The organism is Pseudoalteromonas thalassia, assembly GCF_049257215.1.
In the GTDB taxonomy this organism is placed as follows: domain Bacteria; phylum Pseudomonadota; class Gammaproteobacteria; order Enterobacterales; family Alteromonadaceae; genus Pseudoalteromonas; species Pseudoalteromonas lipolytica_C.
Window position 1 is genome coordinate 91,499 of record NZ_JBMMUE010000001.1, and the last position, 21,544, is coordinate 113,042.

At 41.5% G+C, this 21,544-nt stretch carries 24 protein-coding genes; 17 read left to right on the top strand and 7 right to left on the bottom strand.

All coding sequences use genetic code 11. The features are described 5' to 3' along the window. Positions 1–5: 5 nt before the first annotated feature. The 3 genes from AAEU31_RS00445 to AAEU31_RS00455 all read right to left on the bottom strand — a co-directional run bounded on the left by AAEU31_RS00445 (position 6) and on the right by AAEU31_RS00455 (position 1,920). Positions 6–716, bottom strand: coding sequence for an LrgB family protein (locus AAEU31_RS00445; RefSeq protein ID WP_135923775.1), 711 nt, complete (start codon positions 714–716; stop codon positions 6–8). After that, entirely contained in the window at positions 706–1,059 is a 354-nt protein-coding gene (locus AAEU31_RS00450) for a CidA/LrgA family protein (protein ID WP_421966133.1), read from the bottom strand. The genes AAEU31_RS00445 and AAEU31_RS00450 overlap by 11 nt, the downstream gene beginning before the upstream one ends. 69 nt (positions 1,060–1,128) lie before the next feature. Continuing rightward, complete coding sequence (locus AAEU31_RS00455) at positions 1,129–1,920, bottom strand: crotonase/enoyl-CoA hydratase family protein (protein WP_421966134.1); 792 nt, start codon at positions 1,918–1,920, stop codon at positions 1,129–1,131. A 258-nt stretch (positions 1,921–2,178) separates the two neighbouring features. Between AAEU31_RS00455 and AAEU31_RS00460 the strand changes: the two genes are divergently transcribed. The 5 genes from AAEU31_RS00460 (at position 2,179) to AAEU31_RS00480 (ending at position 8,274) form a co-directional block, all read left to right on the top strand. After that, entirely contained in the window at positions 2,179–3,378 is a 1,200-nt protein-coding gene (locus AAEU31_RS00460; protein WP_421966135.1) for an efflux RND transporter periplasmic adaptor subunit, read from the top strand. A gap of 9 nt (positions 3,379–3,387) precedes the next feature. Further along, positions 3,388–6,501 (top strand): efflux RND transporter permease subunit, encoded by a 3,114-nt coding sequence (locus AAEU31_RS00465; protein WP_421966136.1) that lies wholly within the window; start codon positions 3,388–3,390, stop codon positions 6,499–6,501. 119 nt (positions 6,502–6,620) lie between these two features. Beyond that, positions 6,621–6,941, top strand: a complete 321-nt coding sequence (locus AAEU31_RS00470; RefSeq protein ID WP_135923779.1) for an HI1450 family dsDNA-mimic protein — start codon at positions 6,621–6,623, stop codon at positions 6,939–6,941. Positions 6,942–7,009: 68 nt separating this feature from the next. Further along, positions 7,010–7,795 carry a DUF481 domain-containing protein gene (locus AAEU31_RS00475; protein ID WP_135926247.1) on the top strand — a complete coding sequence of 262 codons (786 nt, stop codon included), beginning with the start codon at positions 7,010–7,012 and terminating at the stop codon, positions 7,793–7,795. A 14-nt stretch (positions 7,796–7,809) separates the two neighbouring features. Beyond that, positions 7,810–8,274 (top strand): hypothetical protein, encoded by a 465-nt coding sequence (locus AAEU31_RS00480; RefSeq protein ID WP_421966137.1) that lies wholly within the window; start codon positions 7,810–7,812, stop codon positions 8,272–8,274. Positions 8,275–8,327: 53 nt separating this feature from the next. Here AAEU31_RS00480 and AAEU31_RS00485 read toward each other — a convergent pair whose 3' ends face one another. Then, positions 8,328–8,813, bottom strand: a complete 486-nt coding sequence (locus AAEU31_RS00485; RefSeq protein WP_135923781.1) for an FKBP-type peptidyl-prolyl cis-trans isomerase — start codon at positions 8,811–8,813, stop codon at positions 8,328–8,330. A gap of 12 nt (positions 8,814–8,825) precedes the next feature. After that, positions 8,826–9,737, bottom strand: coding sequence for a tRNA-modifying protein YgfZ (gene ygfZ, locus AAEU31_RS00490; RefSeq protein ID WP_421966138.1), 912 nt, complete (start codon positions 9,735–9,737; stop codon positions 8,826–8,828). Positions 9,738–9,857: 120 nt separating this feature from the next. Here ygfZ and AAEU31_RS00495 point away from each other — a divergent pair, with 120 nt between their 5' ends. Next, positions 9,858–10,109, top strand: coding sequence for an FAD assembly factor SdhE (locus tag AAEU31_RS00495; protein WP_135923783.1), 252 nt, complete (start codon positions 9,858–9,860; stop codon positions 10,107–10,109). A gap of 91 nt (positions 10,110–10,200) precedes the next feature. Further along, positions 10,201–10,509: a hypothetical protein gene (locus AAEU31_RS00500; RefSeq protein ID WP_135923784.1), complete on the top strand. Its 309-nt coding sequence runs from the start codon at positions 10,201–10,203 to the stop codon at positions 10,507–10,509. On the opposite strand, the gene nadB is transcribed toward AAEU31_RS00500, so the two are convergent. Continuing rightward, positions 10,484–12,106, bottom strand: coding sequence for an L-aspartate oxidase (gene nadB / locus AAEU31_RS00505; RefSeq protein WP_135923785.1), 1,623 nt, complete (start codon positions 12,104–12,106; stop codon positions 10,484–10,486). The two genes, AAEU31_RS00500 and nadB, sit on opposite strands and share 26 nt — an antisense overlap. 404 nt (positions 12,107–12,510) lie before the next feature. Between nadB and rpoE the strand changes: the two genes are divergently transcribed. From rpoE to pdxJ, 10 genes are all read left to right on the top strand, one after another. Beyond that, entirely contained in the window at positions 12,511–13,092 is a 582-nt protein-coding gene (gene rpoE / locus AAEU31_RS00510) for an RNA polymerase sigma factor RpoE (protein ID WP_036969086.1), read from the top strand. A gap of 1 nt (position 13,093) precedes the next feature. Beyond that, entirely contained in the window at positions 13,094–13,720 is a 627-nt protein-coding gene (locus AAEU31_RS00515) for a sigma-E factor negative regulatory protein (RefSeq protein WP_135923786.1), read from the top strand. A 4-nt stretch (positions 13,721–13,724) separates the two neighbouring features. Beyond that, on the top strand, positions 13,725–14,678 hold the full coding sequence (locus AAEU31_RS00520) for a MucB/RseB C-terminal domain-containing protein (RefSeq protein ID WP_135923787.1): 954 nt from the start codon (positions 13,725–13,727) through the stop codon (positions 14,676–14,678). A gap of 3 nt (positions 14,679–14,681) precedes the next feature. Continuing rightward, on the top strand, positions 14,682–15,131 hold the full coding sequence (locus AAEU31_RS00525) for a SoxR reducing system RseC family protein (RefSeq protein ID WP_295512559.1): 450 nt from the start codon (positions 14,682–14,684) through the stop codon (positions 15,129–15,131). A gap of 69 nt (positions 15,132–15,200) precedes the next feature. Next, positions 15,201–16,988, top strand: coding sequence for a translation elongation factor 4 (lepA, locus tag AAEU31_RS00530; RefSeq protein ID WP_135923789.1), 1,788 nt, complete (start codon positions 15,201–15,203; stop codon positions 16,986–16,988). A 26-nt stretch (positions 16,989–17,014) separates the two neighbouring features. Next, positions 17,015–17,950 (top strand): signal peptidase I, encoded by a 936-nt coding sequence (gene lepB, locus AAEU31_RS00535; RefSeq protein WP_135923790.1) that lies wholly within the window; start codon positions 17,015–17,017, stop codon positions 17,948–17,950. 2 nt (positions 17,951–17,952) lie between these two features. Continuing rightward, positions 17,953–18,630 carry a ribonuclease III gene (rnc, locus tag AAEU31_RS00540; RefSeq protein ID WP_135923791.1) on the top strand — a complete coding sequence of 226 codons (678 nt, stop codon included), beginning with the start codon at positions 17,953–17,955 and terminating at the stop codon, positions 18,628–18,630. Further along, positions 18,620–19,552, top strand: a complete 933-nt coding sequence (gene era, locus AAEU31_RS00545; RefSeq protein ID WP_135923792.1) for a GTPase Era — start codon at positions 18,620–18,622, stop codon at positions 19,550–19,552. The genes rnc and era overlap by 11 nt, the downstream gene beginning before the upstream one ends. 16 nt (positions 19,553–19,568) lie before the next feature. Then, positions 19,569–20,255, top strand: a complete 687-nt coding sequence (recO, locus tag AAEU31_RS00550; RefSeq protein ID WP_135923793.1) for a DNA repair protein RecO — start codon at positions 19,569–19,571, stop codon at positions 20,253–20,255. A gap of 43 nt (positions 20,256–20,298) precedes the next feature. Continuing rightward, positions 20,299–21,030: a pyridoxine 5'-phosphate synthase gene (gene pdxJ, locus AAEU31_RS00555; protein ID WP_054554340.1), complete on the top strand. Its 732-nt coding sequence runs from the start codon at positions 20,299–20,301 to the stop codon at positions 21,028–21,030. Between the two features lie 182 nt (positions 21,031–21,212). Here pdxJ and AAEU31_RS00560 read toward each other — a convergent pair whose 3' ends face one another. Further along, positions 21,213–21,461 (bottom strand): hypothetical protein, encoded by a 249-nt coding sequence (locus AAEU31_RS00560; protein ID WP_421966139.1) that lies wholly within the window; start codon positions 21,459–21,461, stop codon positions 21,213–21,215. Positions 21,462–21,544 lie beyond the last annotated feature (83 nt).

A 21,544-nucleotide genomic window follows, 5' to 3' on the forward strand; every position in this document is an offset into this window, starting at 1 on the left:
GCTGACTATACCAGAACATATTGCATAACAGGATAGAGTAGCGGCACTATTATAGCGCTCAGTAGTGCACTTAATGCCATTGCCACTGAGGCAAATGCCCCCGCTTTAGGTTGCTCTACAATTAATGACGCAGTGCCTATTGCATGACAAGCCGTGCCGATTGCAACACCTTTTGCTTGCGCATTGCGGATATTTATCAGCGAGAAAATCAAATTACCAAATATGGCTCCCAGCACACCAATGAATATCACCATAGCTGCTGCCAAAGAGGGAATACCACCCAGAGCATCTGTAACAAGTAACGTTATTGGCGTAGTGACCGATAGACTAGCGAGTGAGGCGCTTAGCTGTGCAGGCGCATCGAATAAATAACAAATAAATGAAGCAACCACTGTTGCATTGATCACACCTAAGCTACAACTAATAAGAATCAATAACAGGTTTTTTTTGACATGTATAAATTGCTGATAAAGCGGTAATGCTAAAGCTACGATAGCTGGCTCTAAAAACCAACTTAAAACTTTACTGTGCTTGGCAAAAGGCTCATATGGGAGTTTTAGTGCCACTAACAGCGCAGAAACTAACACGATTGCCCAGCACACTGGGTTAGTTAAAGCTTTGCTGATTGCATGTTGCGTTTTAGCGTTTAAAAAACGTAAAACCAAGAAAAGGCAAACAGTTAAAGGAATGCTCAACCACCATAAACTAACTGTCATTTTCGCGCCCCTTAAAGTAGGCGAATAGTGAGCCTATGAGAATAATGCTCGTCAGGGGAACAATAATAAACACGGTAAGAAGGAGTAACCAGTGTTCGTTAATAACTCCTAAATGCTCAATAATACCGACGCCTGCAGGAATAAAAAACAGCGGCATAAAGTTCAGTAATGGGGTCGCTGAGGGTTTTAAATCTTGCTCTTTAACTAAGCCTGTTAAAAGAAGAATGAGTAATAAAACCATGCCAATTAATGGTGCAGGGAATGTGCTTGCAAACAAAGCCGTTAAATATTTAGCAATGGCTAAACAAGCAAGGATGATGGCACTACTGATAAGGTATTTCATGATTGTGAATAATTGCGAATAAAGTACAACTACATCATACCCTTGTCAGTTGTACTATGCGACTTTAGCTTACCATGATTTGGCATTATTATACTGGATATCCTCTGCACCTTTTGCCTTTGCAATCGCCTTTTTGGTATTAGGATTCATTAGTAAGCGAATTTGACTCCAGGTTTCTTTAGCGAGGATTTTACGCTGCTGTGAGCGGTAGCTTTGCTGGGTAATTCGCTTAATTGCAGCAAGCGTATCTGGCGAGCGGGCCATTAAGGTTTCAAGGACAGCATCGGTTTGTTTATCGACATCATCAGTCAGTTGCGTAACCAAGCCATATTCTTTAGCGTCTTCAGCTGATATAGGCTCTGCATGACTTGCTAACCAAAGTGCTTGGTCGCGCTTCATTAAGCCTGCAAGTACTACGTTTGCCCCCATATCAGGACACAGGCCCCAACGCGCTTCCATAATCGCTAATTTAGCGTTTTTATCGACGATGCGGTAATCAGCACCGAGTGCGATTTGCATACCGCCACCAAAGCAATATCCGGTCACTTTTGCAATCACCGGAATACTTAAGTCTTGCCACCCTAACACCACTTTTTGCGCTAAGTTTTGGTTTCCTGGTAACCACTTGAATAACAGCTTGATGATATTACTCGGCTTTTTCATCACCGCAGCAACATCAAGACCAGAGCAAAAATGGTCGCCTTCGCCAGAGATAACCACCGCGCGTAAACTGCGATCGCGTTTAATTTTTTTGATTACGTTTGCAAGTTCGACAAACATGGCAAAACTGAGTGCATTTTGTTTCTCGGGACGAGCAAGGCTTACCCATGCGACCTGTTGTTTTATTTCTAGTTTTATCATGGTAACTCCTCTGACCTGTTTGTTAGAGCTTACGAGCTAATTACAACTAAGTAAAGAATTGCTGATGTGTCGCAAGGAATCATTATATTTTCCAAAAATGGGTAACCTTGTCATATATTTAGTTACAAATTGGTGTATATTTTTAAAACAAAGATGCTAGTTCATAGCTAGTTTGATTTTGTGATTAGTTAGATACTTTCGCAAAATCCCATGACACGACTAGACTTAGCTTTAAGTCGCGCTACAAGGAGTATATATATGCTGATGCGCAAAACAGCTCGCATAACTAAACAATCATCTCGTTCTTTGGCTTTTGCTGTAATTTCTGTAGCATTAACAACCACATTGGTTGGCTGTTCAGATGATAAAGCAAAACAACAAGCTACGCCGCCTCCGGCTGTTTCTGTGTTTAATGTCTCTACAAAAGAAATCGGCAACTATCGTGAATTTGTAGCACGAACCGAAGCGTTTCAAGAAGTAAAAATTAGAGCTCGTGTAGAAGGCGAGTTAATAGAACGTCACTTCGATGAAGGCTCTACTGTTGAGAAAGACCAGTTGCTGCTGCGTATTGACCCGTCTGAATACCGCTCGACAGTGGCTAAAGTAAAAGCCGATTTAAAAAGTAAAATTGCAGCAGCGAGTTCAGCTGAACGCGATTTAAAGCGTGGCCGAGAAGTCGCCTCTGAAGGATTTATCTCTCAGTCTGATCTAGATAAATTAACCACTAATTTCGAACAAGCAACAGCAGCAGTTAAGGCAACTGAAGCTGAACTTGAAAAAGCAGAATTAAATTTAAGCTACACCGAAATACATGCTCCATTTACAGGGCGCATTGGTAAAGTAAATTACGATGTAGGGAATATTGTTGGCCCATCATCAAATGAGCTTGCTGAATTGACAGATGTTGACCCTATCTATGTTAGTTTTCAGGTGGAAGAGGGGGACTACATTAGTTATCGTCAAGAGCATCAAACTAGTGAGAGTAACCCGCAAGATGTACCCATCGATTTAACTCTTAAACTTCCTAACAATTCAACATTCCCAAATAAAGGTGTGCTTGATTTTGCAGATACAAAAATTAATCAAAACACCGGCACTGTAGAGCTAAGAGCTGCGTTCGATAATCCTGAGGGGATCGTGATGCCAGGCTTATTTGTAACCTTAATTGTTGAAAGCACAAATAAAAAAGAATTAGCGCTGATCCCACAAGTCGCTGTGCAGGAAAATCAACAAGGGAAATTTGTACTTGTTGTTGATGATCAAAACAAAGTTGCTATGCGCATTGTTCAATTAGGTCGACGCATTAATGCTATGTGGGTTGTTGAGTCAGGCTTAGAGGCTGGTGAAAAAGTCATTATTGAAGGTTTACAAAAAGTGCGTCAAGGCGCTGAGGTTAAACCGGTAGAAAAGCAAGTCGATCCGACAACGGGCACCATCACTAGCAAAGCTAACTCTTAGGAGTGGGATATGATCAGTAAAACATTTATATCTCGTCCTAAGTTTGCCTTGGTAATATCGATTGTTATTACCATCGCGGGGTTGATTTCAATGTCATTATTGCCAGTGAATATGTACCCGCAAATAACACCACCACAAGTGCAGATATCTGCCAGCTACCCAGGCGCAAGTGCGCAGATCGTTGAAGAGTCTGTTGTGCGACCCATTGAAGAGCAAGTCAATGGGGTTGAAGATATGATGTACATAGAATCCACCTCATCGAACAATGGCACCGCGAATATTACGGTGTACTTTAAGGTCGGTACAGATACTGATATTGCTCAAGTTAATGTCCAAAACCGAGTTGCACTGGCGGAGTCAGGTTTACCTGAGGAAGTGAAGCGCCAAGGTGTATCGGTTAAGAAAAAGTCTAGTTCAATGTTGCTCGGTATTAACCTTTACTCTGATAAGGAAAATATTGACGCAATCTTCTTGAGCAATTACGCAACTAACTACTTAACTGAACCGTTAGGGCGTATTAACGGGGTTGCTTCTGCTGAAGTTATGGGGGAGCAAACCTATTCAATGCGCTTGTGGTTACGCCCAGATCGTATGGCTTCGCTTGGTTTAACTGTGGCTGAAGTGCGGGCTGCATTGCAAGAACAAAATACTATTGTAGCCGCAGGTAAATTGGGTGCTGCGCCATCGGCTCCTAGTCAGCAATTTGAATACTCGATTCAAGCAAGAGGGCGCTTAAAAACCCCAGAAGAGTTTGGTCAAACCATAATTCGCTCAAATAAAGACGGTAACTTTGTGCGCTTGAACGATATTGCGCGCATTGAACTGGGGGCGGCAAGTTATAGCACCACCGCAAAGTTAAACCAGCAAGACACCGCGTTTATTGTAATTTACCAATTGACTGAAGCGAATGCGACGCAAGTAGCTAACGATGTTAAAGCACGAATGGAAGAGCTTGCAAAACAATTGCCTGATGGTGTGAAGTATTCGATTCCTTATGACACCACAGAATTTATTAACCGTTCAATCGAAGAAGTGGTGGTTACTCTAGTTCAAGCCGTTGGCTTGGTTATTTTAGTAGTTTTTTTATTCTTACAAAACTGGCGCGCAACGCTTATTCCAACGGTCGCTATTCCAGTATCGTTAGTAGGTACTTTTGCTTTTATGATGATGATGGGTTATTCCATTAACCTGATCACTTTATTTGGCTTGGTACTCGCAATAGGTATTGTTGTTGATGATGCCATCATTGTTATAGAAAACGTTGAGCGGATACTAAAAGAAGAAAAGCTACCAATAAAAGAAGCGGTCACAAAGGCGATGGAGCAAGTATCAGGGCCAATAGTAGCAACGACCTTAGTGCTGCTTGCGGTGTTTGTGCCTGTTGGTTTTATGCCAGGGATAACGGGTGAGCTTTATAAGCAATTTTCGGTCACGATTTCGTTTGCAGTGCTTATTTCCTCCGTTAATGCATTAACCTTGAGTCCCGCATTATGTGCATTACTGCTTAATGAAAAAGCCATGAAGCCTATTAAATGGTTAGCACCATTTGAAAACATCATTACGCGCTCAACCAATGGTTACAGTAAAGTTATTAACTTTATCCTAAAACGTACAGCAAGAATGGCACTGTTTGCCGTGGTTATTTTTGCAGCTGCTGGGTGGTTGGTGAAAACCGTTCCTACGGGCTTTGTACCAGCAGAAGATCAAGGCTTCTTGTTTGTAGATGTGCAACTTCCAGATGCTGCAGCAAGTGGCCGTACCCAAGATGTGATGCACAAGTTGGGCGATATTGTGAAAAATGAACCAGCTGCAACCGATTTTATTGCGGTGTCTGGTTTTTCATTACTTGGTGGTGCAGGCTCAAACAACGCTTTGGGTATCGTGGTACTCAAAGATTGGGAAGAGAGAACTAGTCCGGAGCTTGGCTTACGTTCGGTTTTAACCCGCTTGATGGGACAGTTCTGGGCAATGCCAGATGCGCAAATCATGGCATTTAACCCTCCTTCAATACCCGGGCTTGGCACTAGTGCAGGCTTTGAGTTTAGATTACAAGACAGTGAAGGGCGTGAGCCAGCAAAGCTTGCTCAAGTGTTAAATGGCCTTGTTTATGAAGCAAACCAGCGACCAGAACTTTCTAATGTATACAGTACCTTTAGGGCTAATGTGCCACAGTACTTATTAGAGGTAGACCGTAATAAGGCGAAAGCACAAGGGGTCGCATTGAGTGATATTTTCTTGACGCTACAAGCGCAATTAGGCTCATTATATATTAATGACTTTAATCAATTTAGCCGTACTTACCGAGTGATCATGCAGGCAGAAAGCCAATTTAGACAGAACCCAACAGACTTGCAGTATTACTATGTACGAAATGATGAAGGTGCCATGGTGCCGCTCACAACACTCGCTAAACTTGAGCCAATTCTTGGCCCTACAAGTTTAACGCACTTTAACTTATATCGTAGTGCAAGCATTAGCGGACAACCAGCGGCGGGTTATGCAAGTGGTGATGCTATTAAAGTAATGCAAGAGTTGGCTGATCAATTGCCAACGGGCTATGTATACGAATGGGCAGGCCAATCGAAGCAAGAAATTGAAGCCGGTAACATGGCTCCGATTTTGTTCGGCTTAGCAGTGGTATTTGTTTACTTATTCTTAGTAGCGCAATACGAAAGTTGGACAATTCCTTTCTCGGTTATTGCTGCGGTACCGCTGGCGCTATTTGGTGCCATGCTTGCGCTGTACGTAATTGGTATGGAAAACAACATTTATGCACAGGTGGGGTTAGTGCTGCTAATTGGTCTTTCAACCAAAACTGCCATCTTGATTGTTGAATTTGCTATGGAAGAGCGGGCTGCAGGAAAAACTATATTTGAAGCGGCATTAAATGCAGCCAAGTTACGTTTTAGAGCAGTACTGATGACTGCATTATCGTTTGTGCTTGGTGTACTACCGCTGGTATTTGCCAGTGGGGCAGGGGCAGGAAGCCGAATTTCACTTGGTATCACAGTGTTGTTTGGTATGCTTGCCGCCACAATTTTTGGTACTTTATTAGTGCCGCTATTTTATACTTTAGTGCAATCTATGCGCGAAAAAATCAAGGGTGAGTCAGCTCGCGATTAATAATTGATAAAAAATAACAAAAAAGTCAGGGTAACCTGGCTTTTTTTTTGGCAAAAAAGAAAATAGGTTTGTTATCATATTCCGATTAACGCAATCCGAATGCGCAGAGGGTTTGAACAATGGCAGGTCCACGTTTATATAGTGAAGAAGAAGTAACACATCAGGCATATGATATCTTTTTAGAGTTAGCACCTGATAATTTGAACGAGCAGGATATTGCTGACTTTAATGAACACAGAGAAGAGTTGGGTTTTATTGAAGAAGGTGAGCCTGATGAGCAGTGGCAAGAATTTGTTGCACTAGAAATTGAACCTGAGCTGTTTGTACAAGTCTTAGTTGGACTTGAATTTGAAAACCAAGATATTTTATTCGCCAAGATTTTAATTAGCCGAGATAAAGATGCTCCGTTTTGCCACATACTTTGGAAAGATAGCGAATAACGCGCCAGCTGATGTTTGACTCTACTTTTAATTGTTTTAATACCCTAAAACGAATTACCTTAGCCGCCATGCTCGTTAGTAGTTGGCAGGCTTTTGCTGTTGATCCGTTTGAAGACTTTCATGAATACGGGCAATTATCAGAAGAAGAGATCCATAAAATTCATAAAGGTGAGTTGCTTTATGGTGATATTGAGTTTGGCTTTATGGTAAGTCGTGGTAATACAGATTCAACCAGCTTCAAACTTAAAGGTAACCTTTATCAAGACTTTGAAAAGTGGCGTAATCAATTTAAGCTCGACACCCTGTACAAGCGTGATCGTAACGATGAAACAGGAACTGAAGAAGTGTCTGCGGATCGTATCTTTGTATCTGGGCAAGGCAACTACAAGCTGAATGTCAAAAACGAATCATTCTTTATTTATAGTGATTACGAACGAGACAAATTTAGTGGTCTAGAATTTAAAAGCACCGTTGCGACAGGATACGGAAATCGTATTTATCAAGGTAGTAAAAATAAGGTGGATATTGACGTAGGACCCGGTTTGTATCGCTCAGTGGCAGATCAAGAGACAGCCACAGAAGAAGATGAAACAAAAACAGGTTACTTACTTCGAATGGCATTGCAGTGGGAGCGTACGGTCTCTGCTCGCACTCGCTTTAATCAAGACGTCAGTTATGAACAATCGTTGTCGGGATTAAACTCGCGTTTAAAATCAGAAACCTCATTGATCAGCAAAATTATGGGTGATGTATCACTCAAATTTACTTATATGTATCGCTATAACTCAAAACCGGAAGAAGAAAAGCTCAAGTACGATTCTGAGCTGAGTGCGACCTTTGTTTATAGCTTTTAAGAGAATATCTCAGTATGTATCAACATAAGCAGTACGCTATTTTTATTTTTGTTATTTTAGGCTGGATTGGCGGCTTTATTGCCTTAGCATGGAATTTAATTGGTGCAGATATTCCACTCATGGTGTTTAGTGCTATCTTAGTGCTGGTGGCCTTTTTGTTTCATGGTTTAACCATCAAGGTGAGTGATAAAAACGTAAGCTGGGCATTCGGTCCGGGTGTATTTGGTAAAACAGTTACCTTTGATGAGATTGAATCTGTTCGGGCAGTAAGTAACTCATTTCGACATGGCATAGGCCTGCGTATTACACATGATGGGTGGGTTTACAGTGTCTCTGGATTCAGTGCCGTAGAGCTTGCTATGAAAGACGGTACAAAGTATCGCTTAGGGACCAATGACCAAGAAGGTTTACTTGCTGCGCTTAAAACACATATTGTTGAATCTGAACCTTCTTTAGATGTACAGATAGCAGCTGAATAAGCATAAATTTTAGATATAAAAAAAGCGCCCTCGGCGCTTTTTTTAGTAATGGCCTAGTGGCTGTGGCCACAACCGCCTTCACCGTGCACATGACCATGTGCCAACTCTTCTTCTGTTGCATCGCGTACTTCAAGTACTTCAACATCAAAATGTAGAGTGATCCCTGAAAGAGGGTGGTTACCATCTACAATCACATCTTCATCTTGGATTTCGATGATCATTACAGATTGATCACCGGCATCAGTTGTCGCACGAAACTGCATACCAACTTCGATTTCCATTCCTTCGAACATCGACTTAGGCACAGCTTGCATCAAGTCATCATGACGTTCACCATAGCCTTGCTCTGGTTCTACAGTTACGCTAAATGTGTCACCGGCTTCTTTACCTAGTAGCGCATCCTCTAGGCCTGGAATTAGGTAGCCAGTGCCCACGATAAACACCAGTGGTTCACCATCGAAAGAGTTGTCGATAGTGTTTTTGTTATTATCCAATACTGAATAATGCATTTTTACCACTTTGTTTGCTGCTACGATCATAGTCTTTCCTATTTATTCATCTTCGAGAGAGTAAGGCAGAGCTTGAATTGATAGCTCAACCTGAGGGAGGTGTTTAGCACGCAACACTTGGCCTGCCTCATTGTCGTTTGGCAGCACAACAAGGCCCATTAATGTTTGCGTATCTTGATTATAACTTTGGCTAATTAGCTTGCCTGCACGACGCCAATTCTCGCCCATCTTGGTTTCGAGCTCAAGCTCATCAAGTTGACCTTCGGCTGTGCCTGCAACGATATACATAGCGCGTTTATTTTTGCCCAGATATTTCATGCGAGCGACAGTTTCTTGGCCTGTATAACAACCTTTTCTAAAGCTGATACCGCCTAGTGCTTGTAGGTTCACCATTTGTGGTACGTACTCGCCAATGGCGTTGCTATTTAAAGATGGCTCACCAGCTGCAATTGCAGCTTGTTGCCAACGTGCATCATCATCAAGGGCCGTGACTTCGTCTGGTAAACAAAAGTCGTTATTGACCATCAGTAAAACACGGTTATCAGCAAGTTTTAATGCTTTACCGCCAGCAAAGTCAACGGCACTGTGTTCCTCATCAAACTCAATGTTGAGTGATTTAAGTGTATTATTAAGGTCATCACCAATTAGGCCAATAAGCGGTTTTTCACTTTGCTGAATGTCTACTTGGGAAAATACCGCATATTTTTTTAACTCTACCAGTGACTGCTCAACTTCAGGTTTTGTGCCCACAAGGTAGTAGCTATCTTGATACTCAAAAAGTCTAAACACACCCCAAAGTTTGCCTTTGGCATTACAGTGTCCAGCCCATAAAAAGTTATCTTTGTTGAGCTTATTGATATCTTGTGTAATTTGTCCGTGAAGGTAAGACAGCTTATCTTTGCCAGTTAGGCTGATAAGCGAATAAGATAAAGGACATGCGTAAACAGTCGACATAAAAACCTTCTTTACGATATGAATGAGAGGTAATGATAACTTAGTTAGGGTAGCAATTTAAATAGCTGTTTATTCGATGGCAATTTGTTAAACTGCAGACAAATAAGTACGAGGTTTAAAATGACTGAAATTCACAGTAAAGAACGTATTCGTTGGGCATGCCGTCGCGGTATGTTGGAACTTGATGTTTTATTCATGCCATTCGTTGAAGAAGCGTTTGACTCACTTAGCAAAGAGCAGCAAGCTGTATTTCAACGCTTACTTGAGAGCGATGATCCTGATTTGTTTGCATGGTTCATGGGGCATGAAGAGTGTAAAGATCCAGAACTAAACACTATGGTCTCGTTAATTTTAGACCGAGTTCGTGTATAGGTTTGTCGTTAAAAATAATAAGCTAGACCACAAACCATTTGTGGTCTTTTTTTGTTTTCTTGCTATCGCGTTCTTTCTTACCGCCCACTCCTTGATAACACAAATATTTGCTATTTCATCTAGCCTGATTGCAGGAATTATTAGTTTTAAAAAAGCAAAACAAGCACATCCTGAAAACGGCACAGTTATTTTAGAATACTCACAGTTAAGATTTGTGAGTGACAACATTCAATTGCAAGGCGAGATAAGTCCGAAAAGTTATATCTTTGCAAACTACGTAGTGCTCAGGCTTGAGGGGTTTTATCAGTCACACTGGCTGATTATTTCAGCAGCCAGTGTAGAAGACGTTTATTTTTCGCGTTTGAAACGTGCTGTTATTGCAGTGCAGCAACCGACTTAGGGGTCAGTATTGTTGGTGTTGGATTGTCGTTTTGTTCTGGGTAATCAATAGTGTAGTGTAAACCACGGCTTTCTTTACGCTCAAGGGCACTGCGAATTATCAGCTCAGCTACTTGCACGAGATTTCTAAGCTCTAATAAGTTATTAGACACTCTGAAGTTAGCGTAGTAGTCGTGAATTTCTTGTTGTAGTAACTCCACACGGTGAAGGGCACGCTCTAAGCGTTTAGTTGAGCGTACAATCCCCACGTAATCCCACATAAATAATCTTAGTTCATGCCAGTTATGAGTGATGACGATTTCTTCATCTGAATTAGTGACGCGGCTTTCATCCCATAGTGGGAGGGCTTCAAGGGCTGGGCTTGCATCGATTTTACTTAAGATGTCTTTCGCTGCGGCATGGGCAAACACAATACACTCAAGTAACGAGTTACTCGCCATGCGATTAGCACCATGTAAGCCTGTATAAGCGACTTCGCCAACAGCATAAAGGTTGTCTAAATCTGTGCGGCCATTAAAGTCAGTCATTACCCCACCACAGGTATAGTGTGCAGCCGGAACCACTGGAATGGCTTCTTTAGTAATATCTAAGCCCACACTTAAACATTTTGCATAGATGGTAGGGAAGTGCTCAATGATAAAGTCTTTGTCTTTGTGGCTAATATCAAGATAGACACAGTTCGCACCAAGGCGTTTCATTTCAAAATCGATAGCACGAGCCACGATATCGCGAGGAGCAAGCTCTTCACGCTCATCAAAATCTTTCATAAAACGGGTGCCATCGGGGCGTTTTAAATATGCACCTTCACCACGCATTGCTTCGGTAATCAAAAAGTTTTGTAGCTCTGGGTGATATAAACTAGTTGGGTGGAATTGGTTAAATTCCATATTGGCAACCCGACATCCCGCACGCCATGCCATGGCAATACCATCGCCACTTGATACATCAGGGTTTGAAGTATATAGATAAACTTTGCTGGCTCCACCAGTTGCAAGTGCAACGAATTTGGCTGAAATTGTTTCGACTTTTTTCTCTTCACAGTTCCATACATATAAACCATGAATATGTTTGCCCTTTTTACCTAGACTCTTATCACTGATTAAATCAATCGCATTATAGTTTTCTAGCAAGGTAATGTTTTGATGGGCTTGTACTTGGCTAATTAAAGTTGTTTGCACTGCGCGACCAGTGGCATCTGCAGCGTGTAAAATACGGCGATGACTGTGGCCACCCTCACGGGTTAAATGAAAGCGCTCTTTACCTTTTGAGTCAAACTCCATATCAAAAGGCACACCTTGTTCGATTAGCCATTTCAAACACGTCTTAGCATTGCTTGCAGTGTAATGCACCGCATCTCGGTCACATAAACCACCACCCGCATCGAGTGTATCTTCAACATGAGATTCAATGCTGTCATTCTTTTTATCAAATACCGCGGCAATGCCACCTTGTGCATATAAGGTTGACCCTTCAGTCAGTGCACCTTTACTTAGTACAGTGACCTTGCAATGGTTAGCAAGAGATAAAGCAAGAGAAAGGCCAGCGGCGCCGCTGCCAATGATAGCGACATCAGTAATGTGATGTTTATTTTGGTTCATGTCTGTGGTCTTTGCGGTTACAATGCTCGGCTAGTAGTGCCAAAAGTTTGAGCAAATATTTTTTTATGTGGTATACGTATATGTACCATATTTGCAGTAACACTATTAGTCATTTTAATATGTTATACCAATCTTATTAGGTTTTAGGTCACATAAACAGTCTACTTTAGGCTGTTTGTTTAAATTTATTTAATTCACAGTGAACTTATGTACCCGTTGATTTAACAGCAGTATTTGAACTTATTGTGTAATAAGATCGGTATGACTCAATTTATTTGCATGCTATTTTATAAAAAAATCATTTTAAACTGAACTTTTATATTCATGCTGCAGTCAGAGTTTGTGTAAACAATGGCGAGTATATGAATAGCAAGCAAGAATCAAACAGAGGAGTACCGGCTCGAATGAGCGAGCAGGATTTGGATTTAGCGTTAGTTAAAAGGGTCCAGCAAGGAGATAAAAACGCCTTCAACCTATTAGTTAGAAAATATCAGAACAAAATTGCGGGTTTGATTTCACGTTATGTGTCGAACCAAGGTGATGTCGCTGATGTCGCGCAAGAGGCGTTTATTAAAGCGTATCGAGCTCTACCTAACTTTAGAGGTGATAGCGCCTTTTATACTTGGTTATACCGTATCGCCGTAAATTGTGCTAAAAATTACTTGGTTGCGCAGGGCCGAAAGCCCCCCGCAAACGATGTTGATGCTGAAGAAGCCGAATTTTATGACAGTGCAGATGCTATGCGTTCTAACGCATCACCTGAAAACCTGTTATTAAGTGACGAAGTACGTGCTGTAATTTTTAATACGATTGATAGTTTGCCTGAAGATCTGAAGACCGCGATAACCCTTCGTGAAATTGAAGGGATGAGCTATGAAGAAATAGCCGTGGTTATGGATTGCCCTGTGGGAACGGTACGCTCGCGTATATTTCGTGCCCGTGAGGCGATTGATAATAAATTGAATCCATTAATAGGTGAGTCTTAGTATGACAAAAGCAGACGTTAACAAGTTGGATAATGAGCAGTTGTCCGCGTTACTTGACGGCGAGCAGCAGTTAACTGATCAAGCGATCACTAACGACGATGTAGCAACATTTGGTCGTTACGCGATGATCGGTGACGTAATGCGTGCTGAGGCAAATAATAACGCTTTTAATTTCGACATTGCAGACGCAGTGGCAGAATCACTTGAGCAAGAACCTGTTTACGCTGATTTCGCGAATAAAACAACAGCACCAAAAAGCGAAGAAATCGTGGCGGCAACAGGCACAGATAACGTTGTAGCATTTAATTGGCGTCGTCCATTTGCACAAGTGGCAATTGCTGCAAGTGTTGCTATGTTTGCGATTGTGGGCGTACAAACATTGCCGCAGAACACCGAATCACCAGAAAGTGACATTCCACTTTTACAAACAACACCTTTAACGGGGGTTGCGTCACCTGTTAGCTATTCATCAGAACAGCCTGCACTTGAAAACGCAGAGCAAGGTTTACGTGAATTACAACAGCAGCGTATAGGGGCATTAGTTCTTGAGCATCAGCGTCAAGCACGTGTTGCCTATTCTCTGGAAAGTTCACAAACTGCAGAAAACGCAGAAGAGGAAAAAAACTAATTAAATGAAAGTGTTTACTTTTATTTTGTCACTGGCATTAATGGCTCCGGCTTTTGCCAGTGATGAAAACCCCGCCAAAGCATTATTACTTAATATGGCTGATGCCGTTCATACCCGCAACTTTGATGCATCTTTTGTCGTTGTTAAAGGCCAAACCATGGAACCTTATCGTTGGTTGCATGCTAAACAAGGTGATATCGAGCTTGAACATTTGAGCTTGCTTAATGGTGCAGGGCTTGAGATGGCAAGAGTTAACGGACAAGTTACTTATTTTGAGCCTCACTCACAGCCTTATACAATCAAAACCGACACTATTGCCGGGCCTATTCCTGAAGTACTTTTTAAAGATATTGAACGCGTAAGTGCACATTATGATTTTGTGCTAGGTGGTAAAGGACGTATTGCAGGTCGCTCAGCGCAGTTAGTGCGTATTGAATCAAAAGATGAGCATAAATTTAACTACTGGATTTGGATTGATACCGAATCATCGCTTCTACTTAAGTCTGCTTATGTTGATCATAAAGGCGAAATGTTGGAGCAATTACAGTTAACTCACATAAGTGTGACCGAGCAGCCAGCGCCAATGCTACTTGAAATGCAAAACCGTAGTTTTCCTGCTGCTATGCCAACCACTGAGATTGAAAATGCATCTGAAGGTGCTGGCAATAATTGGAATATTGGCTGGTTGCCAGATGGATTCAAATTGTTAAAGTCAGATCGCCACAAATTAGACTTAAATAATGAACTAACAGACTATTACTTATACTCTGATGGTTTTGTGGAAGTATCTGTGTTTATTCAAAGACCTTTACCAGGCAAACGAGCCAGTGGTGCACTATCATCGGGTGCAACGACGGTTTATGTTCACAATGGCGGTGGCTTTGATGTATCGGTTGTTGGTAATATTCCTGCTATGACAGCCAAAGCTATAGCTGAGTCGGTAGCGCGACCTCTTTAAATTATGATTGAACAAACACTCACTGTCGTGTCGGTAAAAGGCACGACAGCGAACTTAGAAGCAGAGCAAAAGCAGGCCTGTGCCGGCTGTAATGGTCGATGTGGCTCGCAAGTATTCGCTAAACTGTTTGGAACAGCCAAAAAAACTTTCCCCTATACCTTTGATTTTGAGTTAAAAGTCGGTCAAAAAGTGACCTTAGCACTTGATGATAGTCATTTAGTTAAACATGCGATGGCTGTGTATATGTTGCCACTTTTACTCAGTTTGGGATTTGCTTTAATCGCTTTTGCCGCTTTTTCATTACCTGAGGGCTGGCAAATTTTAGCAGCCGTGATTGGTGGCTTAACGGGCTATGCAATAGCAAAATCAAGGGTTAAGAGCCTCAAGCACGATATAAAAGTAATAAAAATTCACCCAATTACTATTCCTTTCACTCAAATAGATGGTGATTAAAGCCAATTAAATGTAAAATTGTCGCTTTATACACTTAGTCCATTTATATAGAAGTTTAGAATCCAGTTTATGAAGCATATCCGTAATTTTTCGATCATCGCCCATATTGACCATGGTAAATCGACTCTCTCTGACCGTCTTATCCAAGTTTGTGGTGGTTTAACAGACCGTGAAATGCAGCAGCAGGTGTTAGACTCAATGGACATTGAGCGTGAGCGTGGTATTACCATCAAAGCGCAAAGTGTAACACTAAATTATAAAGCTAAAGACGGCGAAACATACCAGTTAAACTTCATCGATACCCCTGGACACGTTGACTTTACATACGAAGTATCGCGTTCACTTGCAGCCTGTGAAGGTGCATTATTGGTTGTAGATGCGGGTCAAGGTGTTGAAGCACAAACATTAGCAAACTGCTACACAGCAATCGAAATGGACTTAGAAGTTATTCCAGTTCTAAATAAAATCGACTTACCGCAAGCCGACCCACTTCGTGTAGCTGAAGAAATTGAAGATATTATCGGTATCGATGCTCTAGATGCAGTGCAATGTAGTGCTAAAACAGGTATTGGTATTGAAGAAGTATTAGAAGTTATTGTTAAAGATATTCCGCCACCGGTAGGCGACAAAGATAAGCCACTACAAGCGCTTATCATTGACTCATGGTTTGACCCATATCAAGGCGTTGTATCATTAGTACGTATCAAACACGGTGAATTACGCTCTGGCGATAAAATTAAGATCATGTCGAATGAGCAAGTTCATATCGCAGATAAAGTGGGTATTTTCACTCCAAAACAAACCAACACGGGTATCTTAAAAACCGGTGAAGTAGGTTTTGTTATTGCGGGTATTAAAGAAATCCACGGTGCACCAGTTGGTGATACTATTACGCTTCAACGTAATTCTGCCCCTGAGCGTTTACCTGGCTTCCAACGCATTAAACCGCAGGTTTATGCTGGTATGTTCCCAATCTCATCAGATGATTATGAATCATTCCGTGATGCGCTTGATAAACTAAGCTTGAACGATGCGTCGTTATTCTTCGAACCAGAAAACTCAACGGCTCTTGGTTTTGGTTTCCGTTGTGGTTTCTTGGGTATGCTACACATGGAAATCATTCAAGAACGTCTTGAGCGAGAGTACGACATTGATCTTATTACTACTGCGCCAACAGTAATCTACGAAGTAGAAACAAAAGACGGAACTAAACAAATAGATAACCCGTCTGACCTACCACCGGTAAACAATATTATTGAAATCCGTGAGCCAATTGTTGAAGCTAACATCTTAGTTCCGCAAGAGTTTTTAGGTAACGTAATTACACTTTGTGTTGAAAAGCGTGGTATGCAAACTAAAATGAGCTACCATGGTAAGCAAGTTGCGGTGACGTACGAATTACCGATGGCTGAAGTAGTAATGGACTTCTTTGATAAGTTAAAATCAACAAGTCGTGGTTTTGCATCACTTGATTATAACTTTAAGCATTTCCAAGCTTCAGACATGGTGCGTGTTGATGTACTAATTAATGGTGAGCGTGTTGATGCACTTGCTATTATTGTGCACCGTGATATTGCGCAGTCACGTGGTCGCCAGTTAGCGGAAGCGCTAAAAGATCTGATCCCACGTCAGCAGTTTGATATTGCGATTCAAGCAGCGATTGGTCAGCATGTGATTGCACGTACAACAGTTAAGCAATTACGCAAAAACGTAATCGCAAAATGTTACGGTGGTGACGTGAGCCGTAAGAAAAAGCTACTACAGAAGCAAAAAGAAGGTAAAAAGCGAATGAAGCAATTAGGTAACGTTGAAGTTCCTCAAGATGCATTCTTAGCTATCCTTAAAGTTGGTAAATAATAAGAAGTAGATATAGGAATTAATGCATGGCGGGTTATTTTTCAATTTTCTTAGTGTTGTTAACACTTGGCTCAGGTTTAATTTGGTTAATTGACCACTTTATGTTTGCGCCGAAGCGTCAACAGCGAATTGCCCTTGCTCAAAATGCCGCAGGTGGTGATTTAGATGAAGAAACCGCTGCATTAATTGCACCTGAGCCAAGTATTACTGAAACGGCTAAATCAATTTTTCCGATGATTGCGGCAATCACCATCTTCCGCTCATTTATTTTTGAACCGTTTCAAATTCCATCGGGTTCGATGATGCCAACTTTACTTGTGGGTGACTTTATTCTTGTTCAAAAGTACTCATATGGCATTAAAGACCCAGTTTGGCGCAGTCAGCTAGTTGATGTAAACGAGCCTGAGCGTGGTGATATTGTTGTATTTAAATACCCACTTGATGAGCGTGTTGATTACATTAAACGAGCAATAGGTCTACCTGGCGATAAGATTGTTTATCGCAACAAGCACCTTTATATTCAGCCTAAATGTGAAGAAGGTGCTACGCAACAGGGTGAGTTGCTGTGTAATGAATACAATAAAATTGATATGGAAATCCTCAATAGCGATGAGTTCAAACAAGGTTCAATGAATTTGGTGCGTTTAGAAGAAGGTCTAAGCACAGTCAATCATAATATCTTGATTAACCCGCAAGCGCCTGAAATGAAAGGCCGTTATTATCAGCAGCCGGGTACTCGCTCAGATGAGTGGGTGGTTCCTGCCGATCATTATTTTATGATGGGTGATAACCGTGATAATAGCCAAGACAGTCGCTTTTGGGGCTTTGTACCAAAAGAAAACTTGGTTGGTAAAGCCGTCTTTATATGGATGAGTTTTGAATTTGAAAATGGCCCAGATGACTTTTTACCAAGCTGGGTTCCAACTGGTGTTCGTTTTGAACGCCTAGGTAATATTCAGTAACGATGAAAAAAAACGTAACAGAGTTATACAATAAAATAGGTTATACATTTACTGATCAAGCGTTGCTTGAGCAGGCAATGACGCATCGCAGTCATAAAGGTCAACATAATGAACGCTTAGAGTTTTTGGGCGATTCAATTTTGAGTTTTGTGATTGCTAATGCGCTTTATAATAAATTTCCAAAAGCACGTGAAGGTGATTTAAGCCGTATGCGCTCTACCTTAGTGCGTGGACAAACCTTGGCTGAATTTGGCCTAGAATTTGGCTTGGGCGATTACTTACGCTTAGGCCCAGGTGAATTGAAAAGTGGCGGTTTTCGCCGCGAATCAACCCTTGCCGATGCTGTTGAAGCGATTATTGGCGCGGTGTTCTTAGACTCAAACATTGAACAATGTGGAGAGCTTATTTTAAGCTGGTATGAGTCTCGCCTTGATGCAATTTCGCCAGGCTTGAACCAAAAAGACCCGAAAACATTACTTCAAGAATACTTACAAGCGCGCAAACTATCGTTACCAGGCTACACTGTTATTGATACAAAGGGCCAAGCGCACAATCAAACATTCACGGTTGAATGTATTGTTGAAGGGATGGATAGCATTATCTCAGTGGGTAGCTCGCGTCGTAAAGCAGAGCAAAAAGCCGCTGAAAAAGCCTTAAAGATACTTAAAAATGAATCTTGATGATTTAATCTCTAAATCACCTGCAGAGCTAGATACACACTGCGGGATGATTGCCATTGTAGGCCGTCCAAATGTGGGCAAATCGACCTTACTTAACTACATTGTTGAGCAAAAGGTGTCGATTACTTCGCGTAAACCGCAAACTACACGTCACCGTATTATGGGTATTCATACCGAAGGTAAATACCAAGCTGTGTACGTCGACACTCCGGGTTTACACGTAGAAGAAAAGCGTGCCATTAACCGTTTAATGAACAGAGCAGCATCAAGTTCAATTGGTGATGTAGAACTGATCATTTTTGTGGTTGAAGGAACACACTGGAACGAAGACGATGAGATGGTACTTAACAAAGTGCGTCAAAGTGGTCGTCCGGTGTTATTGGTAATGAATAAAATCGACCAAGTAAAAGATCGCGATCTTGTGCTACCACACATGCAGTTCTTGGGCGAAAAGTTTGACTTTGTTGGTATTATTCCTGTTTCTGCTAAGCAGGGTAAAAATATTGAACTAATCAAAGCTGAAGTAACTAAGCGTCTTCCTCTTTGCGAGTTTTATTTCCCTGAGGACTACGTGACAGATCGCTCTATGCGATTCATGTCGGCAGAAGTTATCCGTGAAAAGCTGATGCGTTTTATGGGTGATGAGTTACCTTATTCTGTCACGGTAGAAATAGAACAGTTTAAATGGCTCGATAATGGTGTTTGGCAAATCAATGGCCTTATCTTGGTTGAGCGCGAAACACAAAAACGTATGGTGATCGGTAATAAGGGCGAAAAGCTAAAAGTTATCGGTCGTGAAGCGCGTAAAGACCTTGAAGAAATGCTTGATAACAAAGTATTTTTAGAACTTTGGGTAAAAGTCAAATCTGGTTGGGCTGACGATGAACGTGCGCTACGTAGCCTTGGCTATGGTGAAGACTAAGTAAAGCTTACACGCCATGGATAGCGAATTCTACACAGCATACTTGCTGCATCGACGTCCTTTTAGTGACTCGCAAGTTATGCTTGATATGCTGGTAGAAGGCGTTGGTCAACTGAGAATGTTGGCTCGTATTAGTGGTCGTCAGGCCACTAAACATAAAGCTCAACTGCAACCTTTCCAATCTCTGCTTGTACAATACAGCGGTAAGTCTGATTTAAAATACATCACTCGTTTTGAGCCCCATGGCGGGCAAAGTATGTTAACTGGCACCCAGTTATATTGTGGTTTTTATTTGAACGAATTAACCAATCGTATCGTACCAATCAACGAGCCGATGGAAAGTGTTTATCATCTTTATAAACAGCATTTACACGAGTTATCGACCACTAAAAGCCTGCAAGCGGTGCTGCGCTCTTATGAGTTTCAACTGCTAGAGATGCTAGGTTATGGTGTTGATTTTAGCGTTGATGCGCAAGGGGATGAAATAAACGATGCAGCAAATTATCAGTACTTTGCTGAATACGGTTTTTTGTTGCATGACGACCCCCATAGTGGCTTTTCAGGAAAGCAATTAAATGCCATAGCGGCTCATGACTTTAGCGCCCCTGATGTGTTATATATGGCTAAGCAATTAAGTCGATACCTACTCAAGCCTTTACTTGGTAAAAAGCCATTAAAAAGCCGTGAGTTATTTATTAAGTAGGCTGATACTCAGCCTTGAATCGTTGTTTTAAACAGGTAAAAAAATGAAAGATATTCTTCTTGGTGTAAACGTTGATCACATTGCCACTTTACGCCAAGCGCGTGGCACGAGTTACCCAGATCCTGCGCATGCCGCTGCTGTTGCAGAGCATGCTGGTGCAGATGGTATCACCATTCATTTGCGTGAAGACCGTCGTCATATTCAAGATCGTGACGTATATGTGATGGCAAAAACGATTCAAACACGTATGAATCTTGAGATTGCAGTCACCGATGAAATGATCGACATCGCCCTTGAAGTGAAACCTGCTTATGTGTGTTTAGTGCCTGAAAAACGTGAAGAACTCACCACAGAAGGTGGCCTTGATGTTGTAGGTAACTTTGAAAAAGTAAAAGCTGCAACAGAAAAGCTGACAGCAGCAGGAATTAAGGTTTCGTTATTTATTGATGCCGACAACGCGCAACTTGATGCTGCAAAAGCGTGTAATGCTCCTTACGTTGAAATTCACACAGGTGCTTATGCCGATGCTGAGAATGACGAAGAGCTTCACACGGAGCTTGAACGTATTCGTAGCGGCGTACAATATGCTGATAGCCTAGGTTTAATCGTTAATGCCGGCCATGGTCTTCATTATCACAATGTAAAACCAATTGCGGCAATGCCAGAAATTTATGAGTTAAACATTGGTCATGCAATTATTGCCCGTGCAGCGATTGATGGTTTAGAAAAAGCCGTTAGCGATATGAAACGCCTAATGATTGAAGCAAGGCTTTAATACTAATCCGCAATAATATTAATCATTTTGAGGGATTAAACCTGTCGCTATCTACGAGGTTTTATTGCCTCAAAATAGACTACTTAATTAAGCGAATTGGTATAAGCTTTGAACTGCCGCCCTTTTATAGGCGCTGGCAAGTTTGAATACTGAGCGCGGTGAATGTGATATCCACCGCGTTTTTATTTACTTAGATAAACAATAAATTGTGCAAGTAATGAAGAAAGCCAAGGCGAAAGACAGAGTAGGGCCACTAAATATTGATGCTTTTTCTTAAAGCTTTTTAAAACACCATCATCTATTGCCGACAAGTTACCTTTCTTAATTGAATGAATAACCATCGAGTTAGGTTTTACCTTCATTAATTGGGCTTTACTCTCGTATTCTTGCCACTGTTCAGCGTAATTGTTCTTTACGTAATCGTTTGCCATCACACCAAGCCTTTTATGACAAACTATGCACCATACGAACGATAGCGATACAAAAACAAAAAATGAAATAAAAAACATTTATC